Source organism: Pseudoalteromonas aurantia 208 (genome assembly GCF_014858725.1).
Lineage (GTDB): Bacteria > Pseudomonadota > Gammaproteobacteria > Enterobacterales > Alteromonadaceae > Pseudoalteromonas > Pseudoalteromonas aurantia.
This window is the reverse complement of record NZ_AQGV01000012.1, coordinates 157,644-181,715: the sequence shown is the minus strand read 5'-3', so window position 1 is coordinate 181,715 and position 24,072 is coordinate 157,644. Positions and strand designations below refer to the sequence as shown.

Sequence of the window (24,072 nt, the reverse complement as noted above, 5' to 3'; positions counted from 1 at the left end):
AGCTGATCTCTTTATTATTTTTACATATAAAAATAATAAAGCAAATAATTATAAGCGATTTGATATAATAATAAGAGTAGTTAGGAAAGAATAAAATGATAAAGGAGTAACAAGGCTGTTACTCCAATTTAAAGCAGGCTTATACAGCAACTACATTTTCAGCTTCTGGACCTTTTTTACCTTGCTTAACATCAAAAGATACAGCTTGGCCATCAGTCAGAGTACGGAAACCGTCACCAGAAATAGCGCTGAAGTGTACAAACACGTCAGGACCATTCTCTTGTTCAATAAAACCAAAACCTTTAGATTCATTGAAAAACTTTACTTTACCTGTTTTAGAAGTAGACATACCTATTATTCCTGTAGATCAAATCAAAATTAACACTTGCCAATATGGCTTCCTCCCTGAGTTTGCTTATCAACACATCGGAATAATAAATACAGCAGATCATACTAATGTTACCAAGTGTAAGTACCTAACCGGTAACTACAAGTACATTATTCTTTACCGCAACTTTTACATCCATTGAATTGCAAAAACTCAAAGCATAGCTAGCCTAACATATAAACTGGCTTTCTGTACAAACCAAGTCCCATTTATTCTAAAATAAAACGACTTAGGATAAAAAAAAAGCGCACTTTTTGGGTACACCGCTATTAAAAACTAATGACTATTCAGTAATTAACCAATCAATCATATCACCTGCTTTGATAGGAACCACATCAGCTCCGCCTAACGGGTAACTTTCTGGTACTTTCCAAGGCGATCTTGTTAAAGTAATAGTGTCGGTGTTTCTCGGTAAGTCATAAAAATCCGGGCCAAAATGACTTGCGAAGCCTTCCAATTTATCAAGTGCGTCAACAGCTTCAAACGCTTCAGCATAAAGCTCTAAAGCAGCATGAGCCGTATAAGCACCAGCACATCCACATGCCGCTTCTTTTTTATCTTTCGCATGCGGTGCTGAGTCTGTACCTAAAAAGAATTTTTGACTACCACTTGTTGCGGCTTCAATTAACGCTTGTTGATGTGTGTTACGCTTTAATATTGGTAAACAATAATAATGCGGCCTGATCCCACCAGCAAGCATATGATTGCGATTATATAATAAATGGTGCGCCGTTATTGTGGCTGCGACATTATCCGAAGCTCCTTTAACAAACTCTACAGCATCTTGAGTTGTAATATGCTCTAACACCACTTTTAAGTTTGGAAACGTATCGACGATTTTAGACAATTTAGTTTCAATAAAGATCTTTTCACGGTCAAAAATATCAATTGATGAGTCTGTTACTTCACCATGTACTAATAAAAGCATACCAACTTCTTCCATTGCTTCCAGCACTGGGTAGATATTCTCAATGTCTGTAACGCCTGAATCCGAATTAGTCGTTGCACCTGCAGGGTATAATTTAGCCGCCACAATATGGCCACTTGCTTTTGCTTTTTTTATCTCTTGTGGTGTTGTTTTATCTGTAAGGTATAGCACCATTAAAGGCTGAAAATCACCTTGAGGTTCAGCAGCTAAAATGCGATCTCGATAAGAGAGTGCGGTTTCTGTGCATGTTGCTGGAGGCACCAAATTTGGCATTATAATAGCGCGTCCCATATAGCGACTAATATCTCGTACCGTATCTTTTAACTGTACGCCATCGCGTAAATGTACATGCCAATCATCTGGGCGAGTAATAGTGAGGGTAGTTACTGTGCTAGTCATTGCTCTTTTCCACTGCTGAATTTGCCCGATCATAGGCAGTTAAGGGCCGTTAGTAAAGTATTTCACATCCGCTTTATATTTAAAGAAGGCTGACTGTTTGCGTAGTTTTACAGGCTAAATAACTTTTTCACTTAAAAACATGTTGTTTCACTCTTAAGTACGATAAATTATGCGCACTCTCAAATATGAGTTATGAGCATGCTTTCACACAAAAAACTAGAATCAAAAACCGAACAGCTCAGCATCATAAATCAATTCTCATCGTCATTACTGCAGATCACACAGTTAGATGAGCTATTTGATTATGTCACTTCTCAAGTAGTTAGCCGACTGGGGTTTGTCGACTGCGTTATTTATCTATCAGACGAACATAGTGAATATTTAGAAGAAGTTGCCAGTATGGGACTGTCGCATCAAAATACTAACTATCAAATAACCCAAACACGTATACCAATAGCACAAGGGATCACGGGTTACGTTGCAAGAACAAGAAAAGCATTTGTTTCTGCTGATGTATCTAATGAGCCCAAATATATCGCAGACTCAAGGCCTGCTTTATCTGAGCTATGTGTGCCATTGATTTATGAAGAGCAACTGCTTGGCGTGATCGACTGCGAGCATCCTGAACAAAACTATTTCACTGACGGACATTTACAAATCCTATCTACTGTCGCTCACTTACTCAGTGCAAAAATAAATCAAGTTAGAACACTTAATCATTTAACACAAACTGTCGAGCAGCTAAATCAGGCACAGCTACTAGAAAAGTCGCTACTTAAAATAGCGAATATTGCGTATCAATCTGAAGACTTAGATGCATTTTATGATGATTTGTATTTAATAATTAATAGCCAGTTACCGGCCGAGAACTTTTTTATTGGTTTATACGACAAACAAATTGATGTATTGGAAATTAGCTATTTAATTGAAAGTGAAGTTAAATGCAATGCGTCACAGAAAGTATCAAAAGCTCAATTAAAGGATACAGCCTCCTATTTCATTATAAATAGCGCCCGCCCATTATTATGTAACCATCAAGAGTTTGAACAGCATATTGCTTCTGGGGACTTTAAAATGGTGGGACGCTCTCCACGTTCATGGTTAGGCGTGCCATTTACGGTTAATACCCAGTATCAAGGTGTCATAGTGATACAAAGCTACCGAAACAATAAAGCCTTTAATCGCCACCACTTATCGATCTTAACCTATATAAGCCGTCAAGTTAGTATGGCTATTGATAGGCAATTATCTCGACAAGCTTTAGAGCATAGAGCCCTGCATGATGAACTCACAGGGCTAGCAAACCGCTATCTCCTGCTAGAAAGGATCAAGCATGCCATTTTATCTCATGAAAGAGCTTCTGAGCCAAATTTGCATTGCCTACTGTATTTAGACCTAGATCGATTTAAAAGTATTAATGATGCATTAGGTCACGACGTTGGCGATCATTTTTTAATTGCTATCGTTAACGCTATCCAATCAAGCATTAGGCGTACAGACACGTTTGCACGTTTAGGGGGGGATGAGTTCGCCATCTTTATGGAGAATGTACAAGATAAGCAACAAGTTGAGACTGCATTAGAGCGAATAAACAGCGCCATTGCAAAACCGTTGCACATTGATGGTCACATTTTACAGGCATCTGGCAGTATTGGAGTTGCATTTACCAATGAAGCAACCGACAGCGCCATTGGGTTACTACAACAAGCTGATGCCGCCATGTATGAAGCTAAATCTTCTGGTAGAGGTCGCGTTCGTTATTTTAATAATGCAATGCGTAAAAAGCTAAAACGTCAAGCTGATATCGAAAATGACCTGCAGCATGGGATTAAAAATGATGAATTTGAACTCTATTTTCAGCCTATATTTACGCTCAACCAGCCTCATATCGTTAGTTTTGAAGCACTGGTTCGTTGGCACCACCCAAAAGCCGGATTAGTTTCCCCTGACGACTTTATTCCCATAGCGGAACATACAGGTCAAATCATCGACTTAGACTTGCACTTGCTGCACGTTGCTGCTGCACAATTACAACAATGGCGACGTGCCGGAAACCCTACGATTAGAATCACCGTTAACGTCTCATCTCGCCACTTTGCGAGTTTAGATTTTGTCGATTTTATGCGTTCATTGTACATTAAGTATCAACTACCTAACGGTACTCTATGTCTTGAGATCACAGAGTCGGGTCTGATCGAAAACCTGACACTTGCGACACGAATAATTCACGGGTTAGCGCCTTTAGGCGTTAAGTTATATCTTGATGACTTTGGCACTGGTTATTCTGCATTAGGTTACTTACACCAATTACCTATCCATACGTTAAAAATTGACAAAAGCTTCATAGATAAACTGACGAACAAAGAAAACCCTCTGGTTGATGCTATTTTGTCTCTCGCTGAATCGCTTAAGTTAAATGTTGTCGCGGAGGGAATAGAAAACCCAAAACAATGGGCGTTATTAAAACGAAAAGGCTGTCAATTAGGACAGGGGTATCTAGTTTCAAAACCTTTACCAGCACAAAAAGCAATGGCACTATTGATAAAACATACGGAAGTAGCGCTGTCTATATAAAAAATATATACGTTATCCTATGAGAGCGGCGCATCGCTTTATTAGTCAAAAAGCCTCTGTAACTATAGAGGCTAGCTCTTCATTAATCATGTTATTAACCAAACTCGGCTCTCCATGCTATCTATCACGCCTCCTACTCCCACCGTATTTTTAAACCGATACCATACAATTCACCGCTTTTTATCTATTAATGATAAAAACCAGCATGTGGTGATTGAATTGATTGCAACTCATGCCCCACCAAATACAACATGAACAAAATTAATTTGAATTTTTTGCAAAAAAGTTAAAATAAAAATGACAACGCTGTCAAAATTGGTGCTATAGTGATTTTGTTATAAATTAATCACTGCACGCTGGTTTTATAGACGGCCAACCTCTATTATGGCGATGTTAACCATGCTGCTTGGTCATAATTTGAGTTTCACTCACTATATAAATGAGATTTATTGAAGATGATAGACATAAAACACCTAAAAACCATATCTACTCTGAAAGAAACAGGCTCATTAGTTAACACTGCGCGTGAATTATTTTTAACGCAATCTGCTTTGTCACATCAAATTAAAGATCTCGAAAACAAGCTTGATTGCCAATTATTCGAACGGAAAACACAACCCGTGCGATTTACGCCTCAGGGCATGCTGCTTTTAGAATTAGCTGGCGAAATTCTGCCAAGAGTCGAGGCCACCAAATGTCGGCTAAAAGAAAGCTTGAACCAACCTATTTCTCAGCTACGACTTAGTGTTGAATGTCATGCTTGTTTTCATTGGCTATTACCTACTATTAAAGAGTTCAACAATTTTTGGCCTGATATTAAAGTCGATTACGAACGAGGCTTTAGTTACGATGCCATTCCAGACCTTATGGATGACGAATTGGACCTAGTACTGACATCTGACATTCGCGAGCCAGATAAACTAGAGTATGCACACCTGTTTGACTTCAAGTTGAAATTAATAGTTGCACCGGATCATGAGCTGGCGAAAAAAGCCTATGTTACTGCGCTTGACTTAAAAGATGAAACTATCATCTCATACCCCATTCCAAAAGAACGCCAAGATATTTTCAAGCACTTTATACAAAATGCACGGTTTGATGGAACTTTAAAAACAGTCGATCAAGGCTTATTAATATTCCAACTGGTTAGTGCCGGGATGGGCGTAGCCGCATTACCTGATTGGTTAGTAACACCTTATGAAAGTCAGGGGTTAATTAAATCAATTCCATTAGGTGCGTTGGGCTTAAATAGGCCGATGTTCTTAGCGATGAAGAAAAACATGAAAGATAACCCTGTTTATCGCCATTTTTTAAACACCTGCAAGCTAAACAATGGTCGCTAGCCTGTTCATCTCCACGCGACTCTAATACACTATAACCCAACGTTCAAGGTTGGGTTTTTCATATGTTCGAATTAAAAAAAATTATTGGCAGCTTGCTAATGCCTCTCCCATTTACACTCCTACTCATTGCTTTTTGCTTGTTATTTATAAATAGAACTCACATCAAATCATATTTAACCTGTTGGGTTCTGATATTGTCTCTGTGGTCTATCAGCACTCCTCACATTGCAGCCTTAATTATTACCCCCCAAGAAGCAACACTAAAACCATTTAATTTATCTCAATATGCGCATCTAGATAAAATTGTGGTTTTGGGTTGTGGTGCTAACCCAAACTCTCAATTACCAAGTAATGCACAACTTGGCGGATGCGCACTCGCAAGGTTAGTTGAAGGACTCAGACTCGCAAAGCACTACCCCCGGGCAGAATTAATTGTTTCTGGGGTACATTCAAACACCACATTAATGTCAAAGACTGCTGTTTCTTTGGGGGTGAAAGCGAGCCGTATTAAGCAGAGCCCAAAAGCTTTAGATACCAAAGATGAGGCCAGACTCTTAGCGCCCCATTTAGTTGATAGGCAAGTCGCATTAGTGACTTCGGCAAGCCATATGGCCAGAGCCATTGATTTATTCCAAGCACAAGGTGTTTCAGCTATAACAGCCCCAACACAATTCTACTCATTTTCTCATCAAACCTCATCGAGGCAATTTATCGCACAAGCTAGCGTATTACATGCAGTCACCACACATTGTCATGAATGGTTAGGTAAGCTTTGGATTTCACTCACTAGAGCGCTCGACCCTGAAGCTCTATAGCCCCTTTTTGTTGATATAGCCCCATCAAACGGGGTTATCTATATCAACAAACGTCACATCCAAGCCATACTGCCTACCTAAATACTCACCAAGCGCTTTAATACCATAACGCTCTGTCGCATGATGGCCCGCAGCAAAGAAATCTATATTTTGTTCTCTAGCACTGTGTATCGTTTGCTCTGATGCTTCACCGGTTAAATACGCGTCTATTCCTTGTTCAGCAGCCAAATCAATATAACCTTGACCACCACCTGTACACCAAGCTATGGTTTCTATTTTCTTTGCTCTAGGCGCACAAACTAGCGGCTCCCGCTTTAACAGCTTTGCTATTTTTTGCGCAAACTCATCAGCCATTATAGGCGTTTGTAACCGTCCTCTAACAGCAACACTGTTCGGTCCACTCTCTAAGCCACCTTCCACCTCCATATCCAACAAGTTTGCAAGTTGCGCATTATTGCCAAGTTCAGGATGAATATCGAGCGGTAAATGATAACCAAATAAATTAATGTCATGCGCTAACAAACTGGCAATACGACGTTTTTTCATACCTGTAATTGTTTGCTGTTCTCCTTTCCAAAAATAGCCATGATGAACCAAAATCGTATCCGCACCGAGTGAAATTGCCTCATCAATCAGCGCTTGACTGGCGGTTACCCCTGTCACTACCTTATTAACTACGTTTGAGCCTTCTACTTGTAATCCATTCGGTGCAAAATCTTTAATTGCACTCGGTTTAAGTAACTCAGTTAAAATTTGTGTGAATTCTGAACGCTTCATGACGTACCCACTACTTTGTAGAAAATAATCGCAAATTTTGGCGTCAAATCGAGCTAATTGGAAGCAAAAATCGTAAAAAATTGAAAAATTGCCCAAATATGGGTATAACTACTCTTTAAATCTTAATCCCGCATATCCGCGTATAAAACGACTAGGATCTACGATGAGTAAACTAGATAAAACTGAAGTATTAAGCGCTTTTGAAGTGGCTTATGAAGCTGCCCATGGTAAAAAGCCAGAAATAGAAACCAAGCCAGGCTGGTATAGCATTGATGGTGGCAAAAATATGCGCCTTGCTGACGTTGCAGCACTCACTGAAGAACTATCTTCAGGTTCAGCGACCCCTAGCAAAGCTGCGCCTGCTAAAAAAGCAAAAACAAAGAAAGCTGTTGCTCCAGCGACAACTAAGAAAGCCCCTTTCATCGTGATAAAAGAGAATGAAGAAGGTTACACCGCTGAAGAGCTTTGGATTGTAGAACTTGCTCGTAAAGACCATGATTGTCGTTTACCGCGCGGCGTTGTTTAACTTTTAAACAACCCTCTATTATCTCAAAAAGACCGCTTAATAGCGGTTTTTTGTTGCCCCTTTCCTGCTCTTTATTGGACTTACAACTACAAGCATCACAGTCAATATGAGTAACTCTCCATATGACTGATGATCCATTAAACGCATGAACACTGCCATTTAGCCAAATCATTGCCATTCGCTTAATTATATTTATTGTAATCAACTAATCGTCTTAAATGATTCACCACTTTTACAAGCTAAAGCTCCCTCCGACTGCATCGATTCTTTCATAGAACACCCAAAGCACCTATAAATAAATTTTCGGTATTATGGGGCACTTTTCGAGTGAAAATACACTCTATACATAGCGTGGTGAGTATCATAAATTACGACTTCAAATTTTAATAAATAAGTTTAACAATCATATATTACATGTGGGGCTTTCAAAAAACCGAATCAGAGGGTGACGATTTGATTCTTTAAACAACAAAGCTCCACCCTAAATTGCGAGGGTGAAGCTTTAACAATCAAAATGATTACTTACCTCCTTTGGCTCTGTAGAAGGCGATATCTGTCATAATTCATAGTTTCAGCTATTTTAAGCCAACAGATATTAATTGAAGCTTTGGAGTAACCATTGATGATTTTTCTTTCAACAACACGCGCCCAAATATCCGAAGTGGGATCCGACCTTTGCTATCTTGTAACCTTACGTCGTACCCAAACTCACTAGATACCACTTCGATTTCATAATTTTGCCAATTTTTTGTCGTGTTTTCCGTTTTAATTTTTTCTATCATCTTAGCTTCTGCCTGCGCTAACAGGCTTTGCTTATACTTACTTGAAATCTCCCAACTAGTATTTTCAGGAATATTTATATCGAATGCCAACCCAGCATGCGACACTGCCATATCGTTCGCATTTAACTTTACAGCAGGCATAACATCAGGTGTTACTATCCATGCATCGCCCACTTTTTTACTAAATGCAATCCGCTTTGCAACCAACCTATCATTGGCACCAAATGCTTCAGAGTAACGCTCATCTTTAATTTGGTATACTTGCCAACCTATTCCTTTTTTAGATGTGAGCTGCTTATCTATGAGAGATTTTGCAAGGCTTACCGCTCTCTCCTGAGGCATCGAGAAAATTTTTGCTTGGGCTGGCACAATACTAGATGTCAACAAACCCGTTACATCAAACTTATTTTCTAAAGATATGTAGGGATAGAGTGTATAGTACTGATTTGAATTCTTAATCGGTGCAGCACGCTTAGAAAATTCTTGAACAATATATGACCAATGTGAGCCGGTGCTTTTTATTAATGAAAGTTCTGTACTATAGAGCTTTTCACGTGCATCTGGACCAAAACATATCATGCCACCCAATGCACTTTTATCTCCGGCATCAATTGCATCAAACCACGCATCTTTGTTTTGAACTCCGACACGATTCCACTTATTCCAGAATGAACTACCGTAATGCCCCCAATCATTTTGGTAACCATTAACGCCATAAATACAATTCACCCCCTTAGCTCTGCTAGCCCATGTTTTATCTGGTGTTTGTAACACAGATGAGGATACTGGACTCGACTGTTCAACCGCAGAAGTAAACTTATTATTTAGTATGTTCGCTTTCTTCTTATTTGAAGAGCATTCACCTTTAATTACACTACAGCACCCACTTATAAATAAATGCCTTAAATTAACAGTACCTGGTGACATTTGACTAGAAAAAATATGACAAGAACCATTTTCTTCAACACTAAGTGGTGCCAGCCAATTATTATTATAAGTACCTGAATGATTGGACATAAAGGCATAATACGCCGACTCAAGCCCATCATAACCACTCGGAGAGTTTGCACTTGAGTAATGCGAGCGACTTGTCCAATCACTTTTTTTAACCTGTGTGTTTAAATCCAATGAATTTTTAATTGCCCAACTAGGGCTTGCCGTAATAAACCCTGACGCATCAGAAAGGGTGTGTTTTAGGCTACTATCCGTACAAAATCGAGAGAGTCCATATGAGTTTATATACACGCCACTGTGCGCCTGATTGTGCTTTTCTTTTTTATCCACTAAATCTTTTGTCAAAGTTACAATATTATGCCACTCGACATCTGCATTTACATCAATCTGCGGTAGCTCATGAGCTGTTACCAACACACTATGACCAGAAAATAATAACCCTATTCCAAAGAGCTTAATATGCTTACTCATTTTCATTCCTTTAGTTTTTTCATTGGTGTAATACCACAGACTTTTTTAAACTAAAGCCTATCACTCCATAATTGTTAATTTATTGTATTTTAAGTGTTTAACTTAACATTTATCTCTTACAAAGAGTAAAAAATACATCAGAGTAAATTAATAGCGTCCACACTGAAATAATTTAATATAAGTTCATAATAAATAAACATCTTTTTAAAACCTCACTTATGATACATGAAATGAAAAATATCATAATAAAATTTCACAGCAACTTTCAGTGCATTGATTTTAAATGGAAATTATTTGTTTCGAATAAAATGTAAGCGATTAACATAGAGATGTACTGCAAATAATGTTGAAAATTTGGCATTATTAATTTAAAAAATGAGCATAAAAGAACAGACCTTGAAGATCCAAGTACTTAGTCGCTTATCGGCCAACAACTGACTCCTATCCAAACAAAAATTTAACTCGCAATATACACTCAAAGCCATTTCGTAATACAAGGTAATTTAACTATAAACCTTAGACCAACGTCGGTATTCAACCCTATTGCAACTAGCTCAAAAAACAGCCACGCTAACAGCGGAACAACATATACATGTAAAGGAAATATACAATGATACAAAGAACTTTGTTGGCATTTTGCCTAGGCGCGGTATTTAACAGTCACGCAGCTCAATGTCCACGAGTAGAAGGCTACTATGCTACTTGGCAATACCCACTCGGTGGTGCGTTGGCAATAGAAGAGCTCAATAGCGATGCCTTAACGCATATTATATTAGCTTTTGCTTTCCCAACTGAAGGCGGCGGGCTGGATACCAGCTTAGTAGACTCCCACATTAATGATGCTTTGCATTTTGGTCGCAGTAACAATGTTGGTGTTATCTTATCTATTGGCGGCGCGGGCGTAAACTTTTTAAACCTGACTAAATCGGATCTAGATACACTGGCGGAAAATATCACACACTATGCAATACGGCATCAGTTAGACGGCATAGATATCGATTGGGAACATTTCTCTACCTATGAACAGCCAAACCCAATTGAGAGTGGTAATCATCTCTATCTGTTAAAACGGTTGCATGAACTATTACCCAGCGAAATCGACTTAGGCACCGATGTGGAGGCGGGGTTTTGGAGTGGACCAAATTATCACGCTGATTTAGATATTTATGCTGACTACATTCGCTTTATGGCATACAACTTTACGGGACAATGGCCAGGGTCGTTTATTGATCACCACAGTGCGTGGCTATATACGAAAATGGGTTTGGAGTCGAATATTCCAGGCATCAATAGCATGGCGCAAAAATACTCGAGAGAGAAAACTCTACTCGGTCTCCCCTTTTACCACAAAGGTTTTGTGAATGGACAAAGTGATCAAGTAAACATCGTTACTACAGATCATATTGTCGAAAACTTAGTCAAAAATTTAGGTCTTGATTTTAATTCAGGTCATGCTATTGACGATAATATTCATTGGTACTGGGAAACCCCAAAACTCATTCAAAAGAAATCGCAATATGTAAAAGACAATAACTACCCTGGTGTATTTATTTGGGAGTTACATCAAGACAGCAGAGATTCAGAGCATCAACTATTAAATGCCATAGCTCAAGTACTGCCAAAATGTGATGCGTGCAACTCATCATGGCAAGGATACCCGACCATTTACACTCAGGGAGATACGTTTAGCTTCAAAGGAAACAATTACCGCGTTGAGTCTGGTCCTATTTATGACATCACGCCGGAAACACAGGGCCATCAACATCGATTTAGCGAAATAGGTGATTGTAAAACGAATTCTACATTTAACAAGCAAACTCTATAACAACGATATATGGGAGAGCCAAAAGCTTTCCCACTGCTGCCCTTGAACTAAAAAGCACCTACGCCGTATGGCTAATTTTGATAATAGTCAGATTTTATAGACGTCTTATACCCGTCACTTCGTATTAGAGTTACTCACTGTTCAAGGATCATTTTTAACTGGTCAAGCCCTGCTTGCAAATCATCACCTATCTGCTTTTCAAAATCGATAAACAAAAACGTCAAATTCATTGGGTAATTCATATGCCCTTGAAACCCCCACTTAACCTCAGTGGTTTCACCAATACGTTTAGTAAGCATGTACGCGGGCTCTGTTGCTTCAAATGGCGCTAAAAACCGGAGTTCATAGTCAATCCGTTGCATCGGTGTTATACCAACAATTTCTTGTTCCCCAGTCCCTACGTCTGGGTGTTCACTGTGCCATGCAGATACAAACCCCACTTGCGCATCAATGCCCCGATAGTCCTTTTTCATATTCGGGTCAATATTAGCCCAACGACTGTATTTATCTTGATTCTTTAAGTATTTAATATAATTAAACACCACTTCAACCGGTTGCTCTATAACAACACTTCGCTCCACATGATATGAATTCGCAATAAATAGCGCTAATATGAGTGGCGCTGCTAGTAAGAAAAATAATATGGTAAAAACAGGTTTAAGCATCATTGCCTCCAAATTTTTTATCTATCAGAAAGTTATGAACACACTTGAATAAACTAGCTTAAAACACTGTAAAGGCAATTACATTTAGGTTCATCATATTATTGCCCCTCAAATCGGTTCGCGTGCTAATGTTTCAGTTACTAAAAGTAATACTTAAATTTAACTTCAAAATAGTCATCATCTCGTAAGTCATAACTTAAGTCCTGTTCAATGGGATTAGCAAATACTCTTGCCTCTTCCGCAACACTCCATGCATCAGTACAGCGAGTATCTACTTCTGATTGAGCGTAATTAGCACCAACTAGAAAACTGACTTAGTCGCATTTTTCCATCCATTTATCACTCCTTATAACCATTAACAGTGGTTAAGGCGAGCTGTTAGCTGGCCATAGCTATGAATATCACTCCCATCTATTTTAAGACTATGTAATAATAAGTCTCAAAGTAATAAAAACAGATAAATTCTATGGAGTTACAGTTTTCTCAATACCAATACTCATGTGATAAACGCGTACTGTATAGAAATGGTGAGCTAATTGTCTTAAAACGAAACCAAACGTTATTACTTGAATACTTCTTACTAAACCCAAGCGATATTCACAGTAAAGATGACATAATGAATGCTGTTTGGCGAAATAAAGTCGTCTCTGAACAAGTTGTCTTTCAGACTATAAGTCAATTGCGAGCAATTTTTGGAGAGGCTGCTATCAAAACCTATTCAAAGAAAGGCTATAAGTGGCAATATGCAGTATCCAATCCTATCGATAATAGCCTGAATCACTCATCTGTTGAATACACAAAAAATAAAAAGTCACCATATTATTTATATACGGCAATAAGCTGCAGTTTTATTTTTCTTATCTTGTTGCTCGCCTCTCAATGGCAAACCCCAGCCGCACAAACGCCACTATATATCGCTACGAATGCTCAAGGTACTGATGGACAAAGCAAGTTGCTGCTGACTAATACCAGTGTTTTTGCAGATAACGCGCACTTTTCAATTAAAACTATCAGCCTTAGCGATATAAATCAGCAGCATTTTTTATCGCCGCAGCAAGCCTGGGAAAACGCACAGCTACCACTCAATAACTGGCTCCTATGGGGTGATACGTACCCTTCTGAAAAAGGCGTGTTTTTACATTATGGTCTATCCAATGATACACGTCATTGGCAAGGTTATGCATTTGGAGAAACAACTGAAAAAGCGCGTTTGGCATTAGATGAGCAACTTAAGCAACTACATGATTTATCGTTTTTTTCTTCACATAAACCACTTAGCTTAGCTGAGCTAGAAACAATGCATAGTCACGCACCAAATAATGCGCAGATAACACTATTACTGGCAAAGCATTTAGTTTACGCTAAGCAGCCTGATGTCGCCATGGTGCACCTAGATAGGTTGCTTACTGACAGAGGGTATGGACAAAAAGCCTATCGAGCACAAGCTCAGTGGCTAATTGGCATGATCTACAAAATGCGCAAGCAACATCAACAAAGTACTCATCGATTAACATTATTGAGAAAAGAGCTAGAACATACTTCGCTTTGGCCTTTACAATATGACTACTTCAATACCAGTGCATGGCTTCATTATGAACAGGGCAATACAGAGCAAATGTTTAATGTGTTAGAGGAAGCTATATCTTTAGCCCAACATCAACAGGCGCCCTTGGCACAATTTGAACTTCACATGCTATATTCAATTTTAGCAAAAAAAGTAAACAATACTGCCCAGCAGTATGCTCAGCTAAATAAAGCCCAAGCTTTATTGATAGCCCATAATTTAAGCGACTCTAATAAGGCTATTATATATTTTCATTTTGCATTATTCACACAAGATAATGCACTTGCTTTGCCCTACTTAAAGCGTATTTTAACCATTCCCAAAACCGCGAATAACTACTGGGTACTTGATAATGCCTTAGAAATGCTGGTGTCATATTATATTGAAGTACGGGATTTTAAATCTGCTCATGCATTATTCAATGATACAGTAAAACAGCCGGCTCAACTGCAATTGAAAGCCCAAGTGTTATTAGCTCAAGACTTATTTGATGACGCTCGCCTGCTGTTTCAAGAAGCATTTAATACAGCCCGCTTGACCCATAATAGGCTCGTATCACTCAATTCTGCTCTTGCGTTATATCAATTAACACACTCAACCCCTGAACTCAAAAGCGAGTATTTGGCATTTTTACAAACCAATGCTTCACCATTATGGCTGAAACAACATGGTGTTACCTCAGCAATTGCGTTAGAACATTAATTCTTGTCAAGATTTAGTATCAACTCAAATCAGTCAATTAACGCACCATTACTCCCCACGACCCGTTTTATCTGGGGAAGGCCATTGGCCTTTGCTGGACACCATACACTTAGTCGGTACTTTGTATCCTGTTGCTTGCACAAAACGCTGAAATTCAGCTACGGTTACTTCATACGTGCCCATGTAAAATTGGCGACCTGCTTCTTGGTGAAGCATTGAAATTAAACCGGTTCAATAGGGGAGGTTTTGCTCTGCTATTTCATTATTAGTAAGTGAGCACAAACTAATAGCATGACTGAAATACATATTCCCATAATTGCATCTCTTTTAAACTTATAACTGCTCTATCTATGTACGCCACGACATATCTTACGTACAAAACTATTCTCTAATGAAATAGAAAAAATATAATGTATAGTCACCAACAACACTGACCTAATTATCACCTTTAATAATAGAAATCTGTTATTTAAAGCTTTATTTTAAAAGCTTAACGCTCAAACACACTCAGAAAATCAACCTACTAAAGCCCCCCACTAACCAAGTATCTTGCCCCCATGCGACAATTCAGTGCAAACCCTATATAAATTTCCTATAAATGGTGCAAACGAGTCCGATATCATAAAACAAAAATACGTAACTAATTGAAATATAATATATTTAAAAGTTGGTATGGTTTTTTCTTATAAAGTTCAGACATTTACAATATAGGCGAACGTTATGTACAATTTTTGTCAAACTTTACATCTGCTATGGCACTTAGAGATCAGCATTTGGCAAATTCATGATAATCATACCCCAGTCAAAAAGTGGAGTGCTCACAATGTATCAAAAACAAAATGAAAACGACGCAATGTACAACGCGTTGCATGAGGTGTTAAATAAACACTTGCCTATTTGCAGTGCTGCAGATAAGTACAACCTGCCTAGAGTGGCTATTTACCGTGCAATTCGCGCTCAACAGACCAATACAACATCGCGTATAAACCATTTGCATAACGCAAAAGTTAAGTTAGAAAAGCACATAGAGCATATTCAATCGCAGCTTTCGACTCTAAAAGACACGCATACATCATGAACTCTCATATAAAACGACTCACATCGCTTGCACAATACAACATAGCATTAACTCATTTACTTGCTCAGTGTATTAAAAGCGGTGCATCTTTAGGGTTTAATACCTGTAATAATACACAGCCACTCAGTGCTTATTGGGAAGCCGTCGACATGCAGCTCACAAGTCGTATGTTTCTTGGATATTTTTGCGATAATACGCTGGTTGGTTGCGTTCATTATACTCGGTGTCTAAAACCGAATGGGGTGCATCGAGCTGAAGTGGAAAAACTACTTGTTCACCCTCAATATCAGCGTCAGGGGATTGCCTCTGCTCTAATGCAATCGTTAGAATGTGAGGCTACAAAGCAAGGTATTGAATTGCTCATCCTAGATACACAAACTGGCGATAACTCAGAAAAGTTTTATCAAACGAGCAATTACATAAAATGCGGAGAGATCCCTCACTTTGTGCGAGACAGTAATGGTCTCTTTTTCAGTACCAGTTATTACTTTAAAAAATTACTTTCCACCAGCTAAGTCAATGAAACTACCCGTAGCATAGCTGGCTTCATCACTTAATAACCACGCAATAGCATTGGCAACTTCTAATGCCGTACCGCCACGGCGTAATGGCAGCTGAGGTGCTAACCGTGAAACACGAGCCTCTTCTCCCCCATCACGATGTATATCAGTATAAATACATCCCGGCCTGACACAGTTAACACGCACGCCATATTGTGCAAGTTCCAAAGACAACCCTGTTGTAAAAGTATCTATGGCGCCTTTTGACGCGGCATAATCAACATACTCATTAGCGCCACCCAATCTGGATGCTGCCGATGATACATTGACTATTGCACATTTTGACATATCTTCATGCTCTTTAAAGTGCTTAATTACTTCTCTAGCACAAATAAAATAAGGTGTAACATTGGACTGAAAAATGTGATTAATTCGCTCAGCAGTCATACTTTCAACTCGCTGCTGCTGCGCTAACACACCAACATTATTTACTAAATGTGTAATTGGGCCAAACTTCAATAGCACCGATGAAAATAACGCTTCAACTTGCTGTTCATCACTTATATCAGCTTGAAACTCAGCGGCTTGACCACCCATCGCGTGAATGGACTTTACCAGCTCTTTTGCCGAGTTATGGTTTTCTTTGTAGTTAATTGCAACAACATAGTCACGTTCTGCGAGTAACTTCGCTGCAGCTGCGCCTATACCACGACTTCCACCCGTAATTAATACAACTTTTTTATACATCACCATCGTGCTTTCTATGCTTTATCAATCATATGTTAGTTAAAGTGCATATTGTGTGCTCCACATTTATATAAACATCAAGCGTCTTAGCACCCATAAAATCATTTAAAAATAACGGCTAAGAAAAAACCTAGCCGTTATTTAGCGTTAAACCAAAATCAACACATATTACTTCTGACCAAAGTTACTCGGTGCAGCTGGCACTGTTAAAGGCTTTTTCGGATTAGCTTCTAACTCGTCCAGTAACTCTTTCACTGCACGCTCGACAGAAGGGTCTTTACCCGCTTGAATTAATTCAGGTCGGTCTATTACTTCAATGTCTGGGCTTACGCCTTCACCTTCAATGATCCAATTACCTTCATTATCTAAAATACGGAAAGTCGCTGCAATAACTGAACCTCCATCAACCAGTCCCGGGTTGCCTGAAATACCAATTAAACCTCCCCATGTGCGAGTACCTATGAGTTTGCCAAGTCCTGCTTGTCGGAAATAATACGGTAAGGCATCACCGCCCGAACTAGAGTAACCATTGATCAACATCGCCTTAGGCCCATCATGAGCAAATTGAGGTGTTTTAGTTGGCTCAACACCACGACGCTTCCAATAATTTAAAGGCTTTCTCGCTAGCCACGTGATCATATGCTCGGGAATAAACCCTCCTCCATTATATCGATCATCAATGATCATGGCTTCTTTGTCTGTTTGAGGTAAGAAATTTTTAAACAATGCACGATTGCCAGCATAATGGGTGTTTGGCAAATGCACGTAGCCAACCCGTCCATCAGAGAGCTTATCAACATATTCTGCTCGTGAACGTGTCCATTCGAGGTATCTTAGTCCCAATTCACTCGCGACCGGTTTAACCGTAACTTTCCAACTTCCTTCAAAGCTTGCCGATTGACTTAAAACCAATTCAACTTGCTTCCCTTGGGTATTCTCTAATAATTCGTAGAAGTTCAAAACAGTATTAACTGCACGGCCATTTACGCTCAGGATATAATCACCAATATTGGCTTTTACCCCAGTCTCATCGAGTGGTGAGCGGAAGTCTTCATGCCAATTTTCACCTTTAAAAATCTGTTCAATTCTTACGAACCCAGATTGGTGTGCACTGATCTGCGCACCTAATAAGCCATGTTTTAAGCGCGTTGCCTCTGGCATATCCCCTGAGTTCACGTAGATGTGACCGGCGTTGATCTCACCCGCAATTTCACTCAATACATAATCTAGGTCAGTACGGTGAGCGATTGCCTCTGCCATAGGCTGATAACGCTTTAAAATAGCATCCCAATCTTGTCCATGATGATTTTCATCATAGAACCAGTCTCGTAATGTGCGCCACCCTTCTCTATACATTTGCGCCCATTCAGTTTTAGGATCTATCTTTAATATCATGCCATCTAAGTTAAGTTGGCTAGACTTAAGCTCTTGCTTCGCTGCTGGCTTTATTACACTATAATTTTTTCCCGCTTTAACGATTACGTGCTCCATATTAGCCGAGACTTTATAGCTGCTAACACCTTTGGCAACTGTCGCCACTTCCTCTCCCAGTTTGCTAGGAATAAGTTTAAGTTGACCACCCGTCAGCGTCAGAACTCCGCCTTTTATGCCTGTCAGGCTACGATAATTCCCAGCTGGTGCACTTAATGCAACGGCGCGTGCCATAAAACCGTTTTTATCTAATTTTATATCCGTTGCTTCTTTTTCTTTTGTGTCACTTTCCTCTGATGTCGCATTTAATATGCTCGCTTCATCACTGTGTGGCGCATTCAATGCTACAACAGTGTCATTCACGGCAACCGAGTACACACGTGTTGCTTTATTAAACATGTAGTCAAATTCATAACTACTGAACGTTAAGTTAAAATCACGCTCAGAAGTAAAATAAAGGTATTGCCCATCAGGTGAGAATGTTGCGTTGGTCTCACTCATCATCTCATCAGTTAATCTGTTAACCGATTTACCATTAACATTGTAATGCCAAAGCGAAGCGTAGCGATTTTCGTTATTTTTGACAAAGACTATATCTTCACTATTTGGTGACCAAATGTAGTGCGTTAACCCATCTTCGTTATACTTTGCTGTATCAATTTTATGTTGCGTACCCGTTTCTATGTCCAACCACCACAGGGTATGATTTTTATCTGCAAACAATAACTTAGTATTATCTGGTGACCATAATGGGTCAAAGCGCCAAATAGTCCCGTTATCAGTAAGTTGCTTCACTTCACTGTTATTGGCTCTATCACGTAAGTAAATTTCGTATTCACCGCTTTCATCACTCATATAAGCAATATAACGACCATTTGGTGACCAAGTTGCTGAGATTTCGCGACCTGTTGGGGTGTGACTTAAATTGCGTGTTGGTCCTTGTTTCACAGGTACGCTAAACAACTCACCACGGGCACTAAATAGCACTCTTTTACCATCATGTGAGACATCCATTGAATCAATAAAGTCACTGACGTTTTTACTATAAGGTAATGTATATTCTCGGCTCCCCTCAACATTCAGTGATAACTTCTCTGAGCGCTTTGTCGCTTCATCAAAACGGTATAAATACCCCCCATTTTCATAAACAATGGCATCTGGTCCCGCTGATGGCCAAAGCACATCAAAGTCTTGATGCTCGGTCATTTTAATCGGCTTTTTACCCGCACGGTATTTATACAAGTTGAGCGTGTAATCCCGATCAGACACAAAATAGATGCTGTCATTTACCCAAGTTGGTTGCTGATCGGTTGCACGGTTGGTCGTCAACTGCTCTGACTTATTGTTTTCTAAATCATAAACCCATACATCTTGTGCTCGTCCGCCACGAGAACGCTTCCAAGTCCGAAACTCTCTATCTATGGGTGTGTAAACATACTTTTTCCCGTCAGGCGATAACATACCGCCTCCCGTTTCCGGGATATTCAACGGTTGCTCTAGTCCGCCAGCGACAGGTACCATAAATGGTTTGCCAACACGCTTACCATATGGTGTTCGATTAGCTCGAAAAACGATATGCTGGCCGTCAGGTGTCCAATCTAATACTCGGTAATCAAACCCACCGCGAGGAGGCATTTTTCCTACATCGTTATAATAGGTAAGCTGTTTTAGATCAGACCCATCGCTATTAATAACGTAAATCTGACGACTGCCATTATATTGAGCGGAAAAAGCTATTTTAGACCCATCAGGTGAAAATTTTGGGAAAGTCTCAAAGCCAATATGATCGGTTAATCGTGTGCTTTTACCACTTTTAATATGGGAAATATAAATATCACCGCCATACACAAATGTTACATGATCTTTGTGAATATCAGGAAAACGTAAAAGTCGAGAGTCTTCAGTTTGGTAGGCCGACACTAACGGAGAAATTGCAGGGGCAATAGCAACCGTAATAGCTGTAAATAGAGTACGTAATTTCAAAGAATACAATCCTTCCATTATTATTTTGTAATATAATAACAATATAAGGTTGAATTGCAGCCATCTCTGATATTTTACTGTAACAATATGTAAAATATAAATATGTACTAATTCACGCGGCACTATTTATGAAAAGAGGCACCAACATGATCGCCTCTTCTGCTTAGACGAATGTTCATTCACATGAATTAACAGCTATATTCAGATAAAATATACACTTCTGAGACCGAATCATTAAAATATTGGCTTTTTACATTTTGGTAGTGTTCATCTTTAAAAAAGCACGTTTTATCACTTTCATTTGAAAAACGGAGTGTAAAAACACGATTAATTTTATTACTCGGCCCCATCAGCGTTTCCTCAACAATGAAGTCTGTACTAAAAGAGCCTCCATATTCTCGCAATATTGGTGTCATAGCTGCACGATAACCTTTATACATAGATGCGTGAGTAACATGTAACCCGACCAAAATTTCAAACATTTATCATCCTTTAAATTATCTCATAATTACATGAATATCTTACATCGCCACCGCTATAAAGCCTACAATAATAGCCACCGAGTCTAGTGTGTAACTTGGCGCTTTAAAGTTCAACCCCATGCTGTATTTCATTCACGACTAATTTCAATTCATATATAAAAAAGCCCAATTAAATTGGGCTTTTTTATATCTTAGTCTGGTTACACCGTGATCAGAGGTTAAGACTCTATTTTCAGTAGTTCGACTTCAAATATAAGTAAAGATCCGGGCTCTATTTTACCCGCAGCTTGATCTCCATACCCTAAGTTTGGAGGAATAAAAAAACGAAACTTATCTCCCTCTTTCATTAATTGAACGCCTTCTGTCCACCCAGAAATCACTTGATTTAAACCAAAACTAATTGGACTATTGCGCTCAACTGAGCTATCAAATACGCTGCCATTAAGCAAAGTGCCGTGATAATGCACTTTCACCTTACTTGTCGCTAACGGATGATGCGCTCCATTGCCTTGAGTAAGTACTTCATATTGTAATCCCGAAGATGTTTCGAACACGCCTTCTTTATTTACATTCTCAGATAAGAATTCTTGTGCTGTTATTCTATTTATACCTGCACTTTCTTTTTGATGTTGTTTATTCTTATAAACAAGCCCACCGATAACAATAATTATAACCAATAAAACGATTTGCGTTGTCGACATTATTGCGACTCCTTATCACTGTCTTCTTCTTTGTCTTCACCATTTACCACATCGGCGATATGCTGCAGCCTTGCTAATGCTAAGCCATTAATACTTAATGGGGGGTATTCTCCATTTTCTGATTGACCCGCTTCCACTCCGGTCAGTAAATTCAAGGCTTCGTCCACTGATTCAACAGCATAAATATGAAAACGCCCCGCTGAACTTGCCGCAATAATTTCATCATCGAGTACTAAGTTAACCAAGTTAGAACGCGGAATAATCACTCCTTGCTCACCTGTTAAGCCCCGCATTTTACAAAGTTTAAAGAAACCTTCAATTTTTTCGTTTACACCACCAATGGCCTGTACTTCACCATGCTGGTTAATTGATCCTGTCAAAGCCATAGATTGATTGATCGGCAGTTGTGTTATTGCTGATATTAAGCCGCATAGTTCGGCTAAAGAGGCACTATCACCATCGATGTAACCATAACTTTGTTCTATGGCAATATTCGCACTGAGTGTTAAGCTAAACTCTTGGGCGTACTTATTCCCCAAATACCCCGTTAGTAACATCACACCTTTAGAATGAATCGCTTTACCTAGTTCGGCCTCTCGCTCAACATCTATCACACCATCAGCACCGGCATAAACCGTCGCCGTGATCCGCGCAGGCGTTCCGAAAGCGGTATCACCGATATGTAATACGGTTAAACCATTCACTTTTCCAACCGCATTACCTTGAGTTGCAATTAATGTATGACCTTCTTTAATGTCGCTTAACATATTTTCGCTCAATTGACCGGTGCGATACTGTTTTCCAGCAATCGCTTCATCTATATGCTCTGCGGTAATTTCAGTTTCTCCATCTTGCTTCGTATAAAAACTCGCTTCTGCAACCAACTCCAATACATCAGCAAATCGGGCTGACAGCTTCGTTTGATGCTCAGCTTGGCGATAACTAAACTTAAGTAATCGAGATAAGGCTTGTGCCGTTAAACTACACGACAAAGTAGCATCACAGTATTCCTGTACTTTGCTGATAAATTGATACTGCATTTTATCTGAACTCGGCAAGTAATAATCAAAGTCTGCCAACACTCTAAATAGCTCAGCAAACTCTTCATCATATTCACCAATGGTGTAATACAAATCTCGAGAACCCAGCAAAATAATCTTGACGTCAAGCGGGATAAGCTGCGGCCGTAAGGTAAAACTACTGCCAACTGAGTTGTCTTGGTAAGGTAAATCATTTTTAATTTGGTGCGTTTTTAACGACAACTTTAAGCCATCCCACACTTGAGGATTTGCCAAAACTTTTTCTGCATCCATAATCAGGTAACCACCGTTAGCACGATGCAAAGCTCCAGCCTGAATTGAACGATAACTGGTAATTAAATTCCCTTGTGAGGCAGCATATTCTACTTTACCAAAAATGTTACCAAACGTTGGGTTAGGCTCATATACAACAGGCGCGGCATCACCGTCTTTATACTCAATTAAAATATTTGGTGCAAAAAAATCACTCAGCATGCCTTTTGAATCAAAGTCATCCTTGCCTTCTTCGCTCGATACATCATCGTCTAACCACTCTAAAACTGCATCGACTATCTCTATTCGTAAATCTTTCAAATAACGCACCACGCCAATGTGGTTCGCGTATTTATGCTCTAAGGTTTTTATCAAAGGTTTTGTAGCAATTTCAACCGTCGATTTTTTTAAATTTCGCAACTTCTCAGAAGATTCTCGCTTCCAACGAGGTAACTCAATCAGCGCCTCAATCAAGGCATCCTCTAGCCCCTCTATGGCTTCAAAAAAATGGCCCTGCATTTTTTCATCTAACGCAGCAAATTCGGCATCGTCTAACTGCTTGCCATTTACAACCGGCGCAAAACCAACTTGATTATTTTCTTCTAGCAGCGCCACACTCTTATCTGCTGCTAACTGTTCAACTGCATTGAGTGCGGCATCGTATTTATTATCAAAGTGGCGATCGATTGATTTCTTTTTTCGCTGATACCCTGGATTATCAAATGCTGCAGGGAAAGTGTCCGAAACCTCATCTAAAAACTCATCTATATCATCAGCGAGTTCTTTGCTTTGGCCTGCCTGCATAAACATCGCTATAGGCTCTCGGTGATCATCGTAATTATTAACGTACAACCACTCTTTTGGCGTAGGCCGCGTTTTACTATGCGCTTCTAATTTATCTTTGACCATGGTAAAGCGTCCTAAAGCAGCTTCGCCCATGACAAAAACATTGTAGCCAGGAAGATCCATGCCCAGTGCAAAATCAAGTGCCGTTTGCGCTCTTTTTTGCCCTATAAAGGCAAGTGATTCAGGATACGGGTTTTGAATACACGTTTGCACATGACTTATTGAAACTGCCGGTGCAAGCGCATCGTGAGAAAGTGGGATTAGTTTTTTGGTCATTCTTAACTTCTTATCATCAGCGT

The 24,072-nt window shown here is 39.4% G+C and carries 19 protein-coding genes; 8 read left to right on the top strand and 11 right to left on the bottom strand.

The window, feature by feature from the left end:
* Positions 1 to 139: 139 nt before the first annotated feature.
* Both PAUR_RS04875 and pyrC read right to left on the bottom strand, forming a co-directional pair.
* Complete coding sequence (locus PAUR_RS04875) at positions 140 to 349, bottom strand: cold-shock protein (RefSeq protein WP_010362305.1); 210 nt, start codon at positions 347 to 349, stop codon at positions 140 to 142.
* 322 nt (positions 350 to 671) lie between these two features.
* Positions 672 to 1,715, bottom strand: coding sequence for a dihydroorotase (gene pyrC / locus PAUR_RS04870; protein ID WP_192506697.1), 1,044 nt, complete (start codon positions 1,713 to 1,715; stop codon positions 672 to 674).
* Positions 1,716 to 1,913: 198 nt separating this feature from the next.
* Between pyrC and PAUR_RS04865 the strand changes: the two genes are divergently transcribed.
* The 3 genes from PAUR_RS04865 to PAUR_RS04855 all read left to right on the top strand — a co-directional run bounded on the left by PAUR_RS04865 (position 1,914) and on the right by PAUR_RS04855 (position 6,447).
* A complete protein-coding gene (locus tag PAUR_RS04865) occupies positions 1,914 to 4,289 on the top strand; it encodes a bifunctional diguanylate cyclase/phosphodiesterase (RefSeq protein WP_192506696.1) in 2,376 nt (791 codons plus the stop codon).
* A 455-nt stretch (positions 4,290 to 4,744) separates the two neighbouring features.
* Entirely contained in the window at positions 4,745 to 5,632 is an 888-nt protein-coding gene (locus PAUR_RS04860) for a LysR family transcriptional regulator (RefSeq protein ID WP_192506695.1), read from the top strand.
* 62 nt (positions 5,633 to 5,694) lie between these two features.
* Entirely contained in the window at positions 5,695 to 6,447 is a 753-nt protein-coding gene (locus PAUR_RS04855; RefSeq protein ID WP_192506694.1) for an ElyC/SanA/YdcF family protein, read from the top strand.
* A gap of 24 nt (positions 6,448 to 6,471) precedes the next feature.
* Here PAUR_RS04855 and PAUR_RS04850 read toward each other — a convergent pair whose 3' ends face one another.
* Entirely contained in the window at positions 6,472 to 7,224 is a 753-nt protein-coding gene (locus PAUR_RS04850; protein ID WP_192506693.1) for a Nif3-like dinuclear metal center hexameric protein, read from the bottom strand.
* Between the two features lie 163 nt (positions 7,225 to 7,387).
* Between PAUR_RS04850 and PAUR_RS04845 the strand changes: the two genes are divergently transcribed.
* On the top strand, positions 7,388 to 7,750 hold the full coding sequence (locus PAUR_RS04845) for a hypothetical protein (protein ID WP_192506692.1): 363 nt from the start codon (positions 7,388 to 7,390) through the stop codon (positions 7,748 to 7,750).
* Positions 7,751 to 8,325: 575 nt separating this feature from the next.
* Here PAUR_RS04845 and PAUR_RS04840 read toward each other — a convergent pair.
* On the bottom strand, positions 8,326 to 9,957 hold the full coding sequence (locus PAUR_RS04840; RefSeq protein WP_192506691.1) for a hypothetical protein: 1,632 nt from the start codon (positions 9,955 to 9,957) through the stop codon (positions 8,326 to 8,328).
* 610 nt (positions 9,958 to 10,567) lie between these two features.
* Between PAUR_RS04840 and PAUR_RS04835 the strand changes: the two genes are divergently transcribed.
* On the top strand, positions 10,568 to 11,782 hold the full coding sequence (locus PAUR_RS04835; RefSeq protein WP_192506690.1) for a glycoside hydrolase family 18 protein: 1,215 nt from the start codon (positions 10,568 to 10,570) through the stop codon (positions 11,780 to 11,782).
* Positions 11,783 to 11,916: 134 nt separating this feature from the next.
* Here the strand turns inward: PAUR_RS04835 and PAUR_RS04830 are convergent, their stop codons facing one another.
* Positions 11,917 to 12,450, bottom strand: a complete 534-nt coding sequence (locus PAUR_RS04830; RefSeq protein ID WP_318782595.1) for an SRPBCC family protein — start codon at positions 12,448 to 12,450, stop codon at positions 11,917 to 11,919.
* Between the two features lie 463 nt (positions 12,451 to 12,913).
* On the opposite strand from PAUR_RS04830, the gene PAUR_RS04825 reads away from it, so the two are divergent.
* Positions 12,914 to 14,713, top strand: coding sequence for a winged helix-turn-helix domain-containing protein (locus PAUR_RS04825; protein WP_192506689.1), 1,800 nt, complete (start codon positions 12,914 to 12,916; stop codon positions 14,711 to 14,713).
* Positions 14,714 to 14,761: 48 nt separating this feature from the next.
* On the opposite strand, the gene PAUR_RS04820 is transcribed toward PAUR_RS04825, so the two are convergent.
* On the bottom strand, positions 14,762 to 14,929 hold the full coding sequence (locus PAUR_RS04820; protein ID WP_192506688.1) for an SUMF1/EgtB/PvdO family nonheme iron enzyme: 168 nt from the start codon (positions 14,927 to 14,929) through the stop codon (positions 14,762 to 14,764).
* A gap of 607 nt (positions 14,930 to 15,536) precedes the next feature.
* On the opposite strand from PAUR_RS04820, the gene PAUR_RS04815 reads away from it, so the two are divergent.
* Positions 15,537 to 15,791: a helix-turn-helix domain-containing protein gene (locus PAUR_RS04815; RefSeq protein ID WP_192506687.1), complete on the top strand. Its 255-nt coding sequence runs from the start codon at positions 15,537 to 15,539 to the stop codon at positions 15,789 to 15,791.
* The gene (locus PAUR_RS04810; RefSeq protein ID WP_192506686.1) at positions 15,788 to 16,306 is read left to right on the top strand and encodes a GNAT family N-acetyltransferase; all 519 of its coding nucleotides are present in this window, start codon (positions 15,788 to 15,790) and stop codon (positions 16,304 to 16,306) included. The genes PAUR_RS04815 and PAUR_RS04810 overlap by 4 nt, the downstream gene beginning before the upstream one ends.
* Here PAUR_RS04810 and PAUR_RS04805 read toward each other — a convergent pair.
* The 5 genes from PAUR_RS04805 to PAUR_RS04785 all read right to left on the bottom strand — a co-directional run bounded on the left by PAUR_RS04805 (position 16,289) and on the right by PAUR_RS04785 (position 24,049).
* A complete protein-coding gene (locus tag PAUR_RS04805) occupies positions 16,289 to 17,044 on the bottom strand; it encodes an SDR family NAD(P)-dependent oxidoreductase (RefSeq protein ID WP_192506685.1) in 756 nt (251 codons plus the stop codon). The genes PAUR_RS04810 and PAUR_RS04805 overlap by 18 nt on opposite strands.
* Positions 17,045 to 17,206: 162 nt before the next feature.
* Positions 17,207 to 20,452: a S41 family peptidase gene (locus PAUR_RS04800; protein WP_192506684.1), complete on the bottom strand. Its 3,246-nt coding sequence runs from the start codon at positions 20,450 to 20,452 to the stop codon at positions 17,207 to 17,209.
* A gap of 188 nt (positions 20,453 to 20,640) precedes the next feature.
* On the bottom strand, positions 20,641 to 20,934 hold the full coding sequence (locus PAUR_RS04795) for a DUF1330 domain-containing protein (RefSeq protein WP_192506683.1): 294 nt from the start codon (positions 20,932 to 20,934) through the stop codon (positions 20,641 to 20,643).
* 218 nt (positions 20,935 to 21,152) lie between these two features.
* Positions 21,153 to 21,635: an FKBP-type peptidyl-prolyl cis-trans isomerase gene (locus tag PAUR_RS04790; RefSeq protein WP_192506682.1), complete on the bottom strand. Its 483-nt coding sequence runs from the start codon at positions 21,633 to 21,635 to the stop codon at positions 21,153 to 21,155.
* A complete protein-coding gene (locus PAUR_RS04785) occupies positions 21,635 to 24,049 on the bottom strand; it encodes a Lon protease family protein (protein WP_192506681.1) in 2,415 nt (804 codons plus the stop codon). The genes PAUR_RS04790 and PAUR_RS04785 overlap by 1 nt, the downstream gene beginning before the upstream one ends.
* Positions 24,050 to 24,072: the final 23 nt, after the last annotated feature.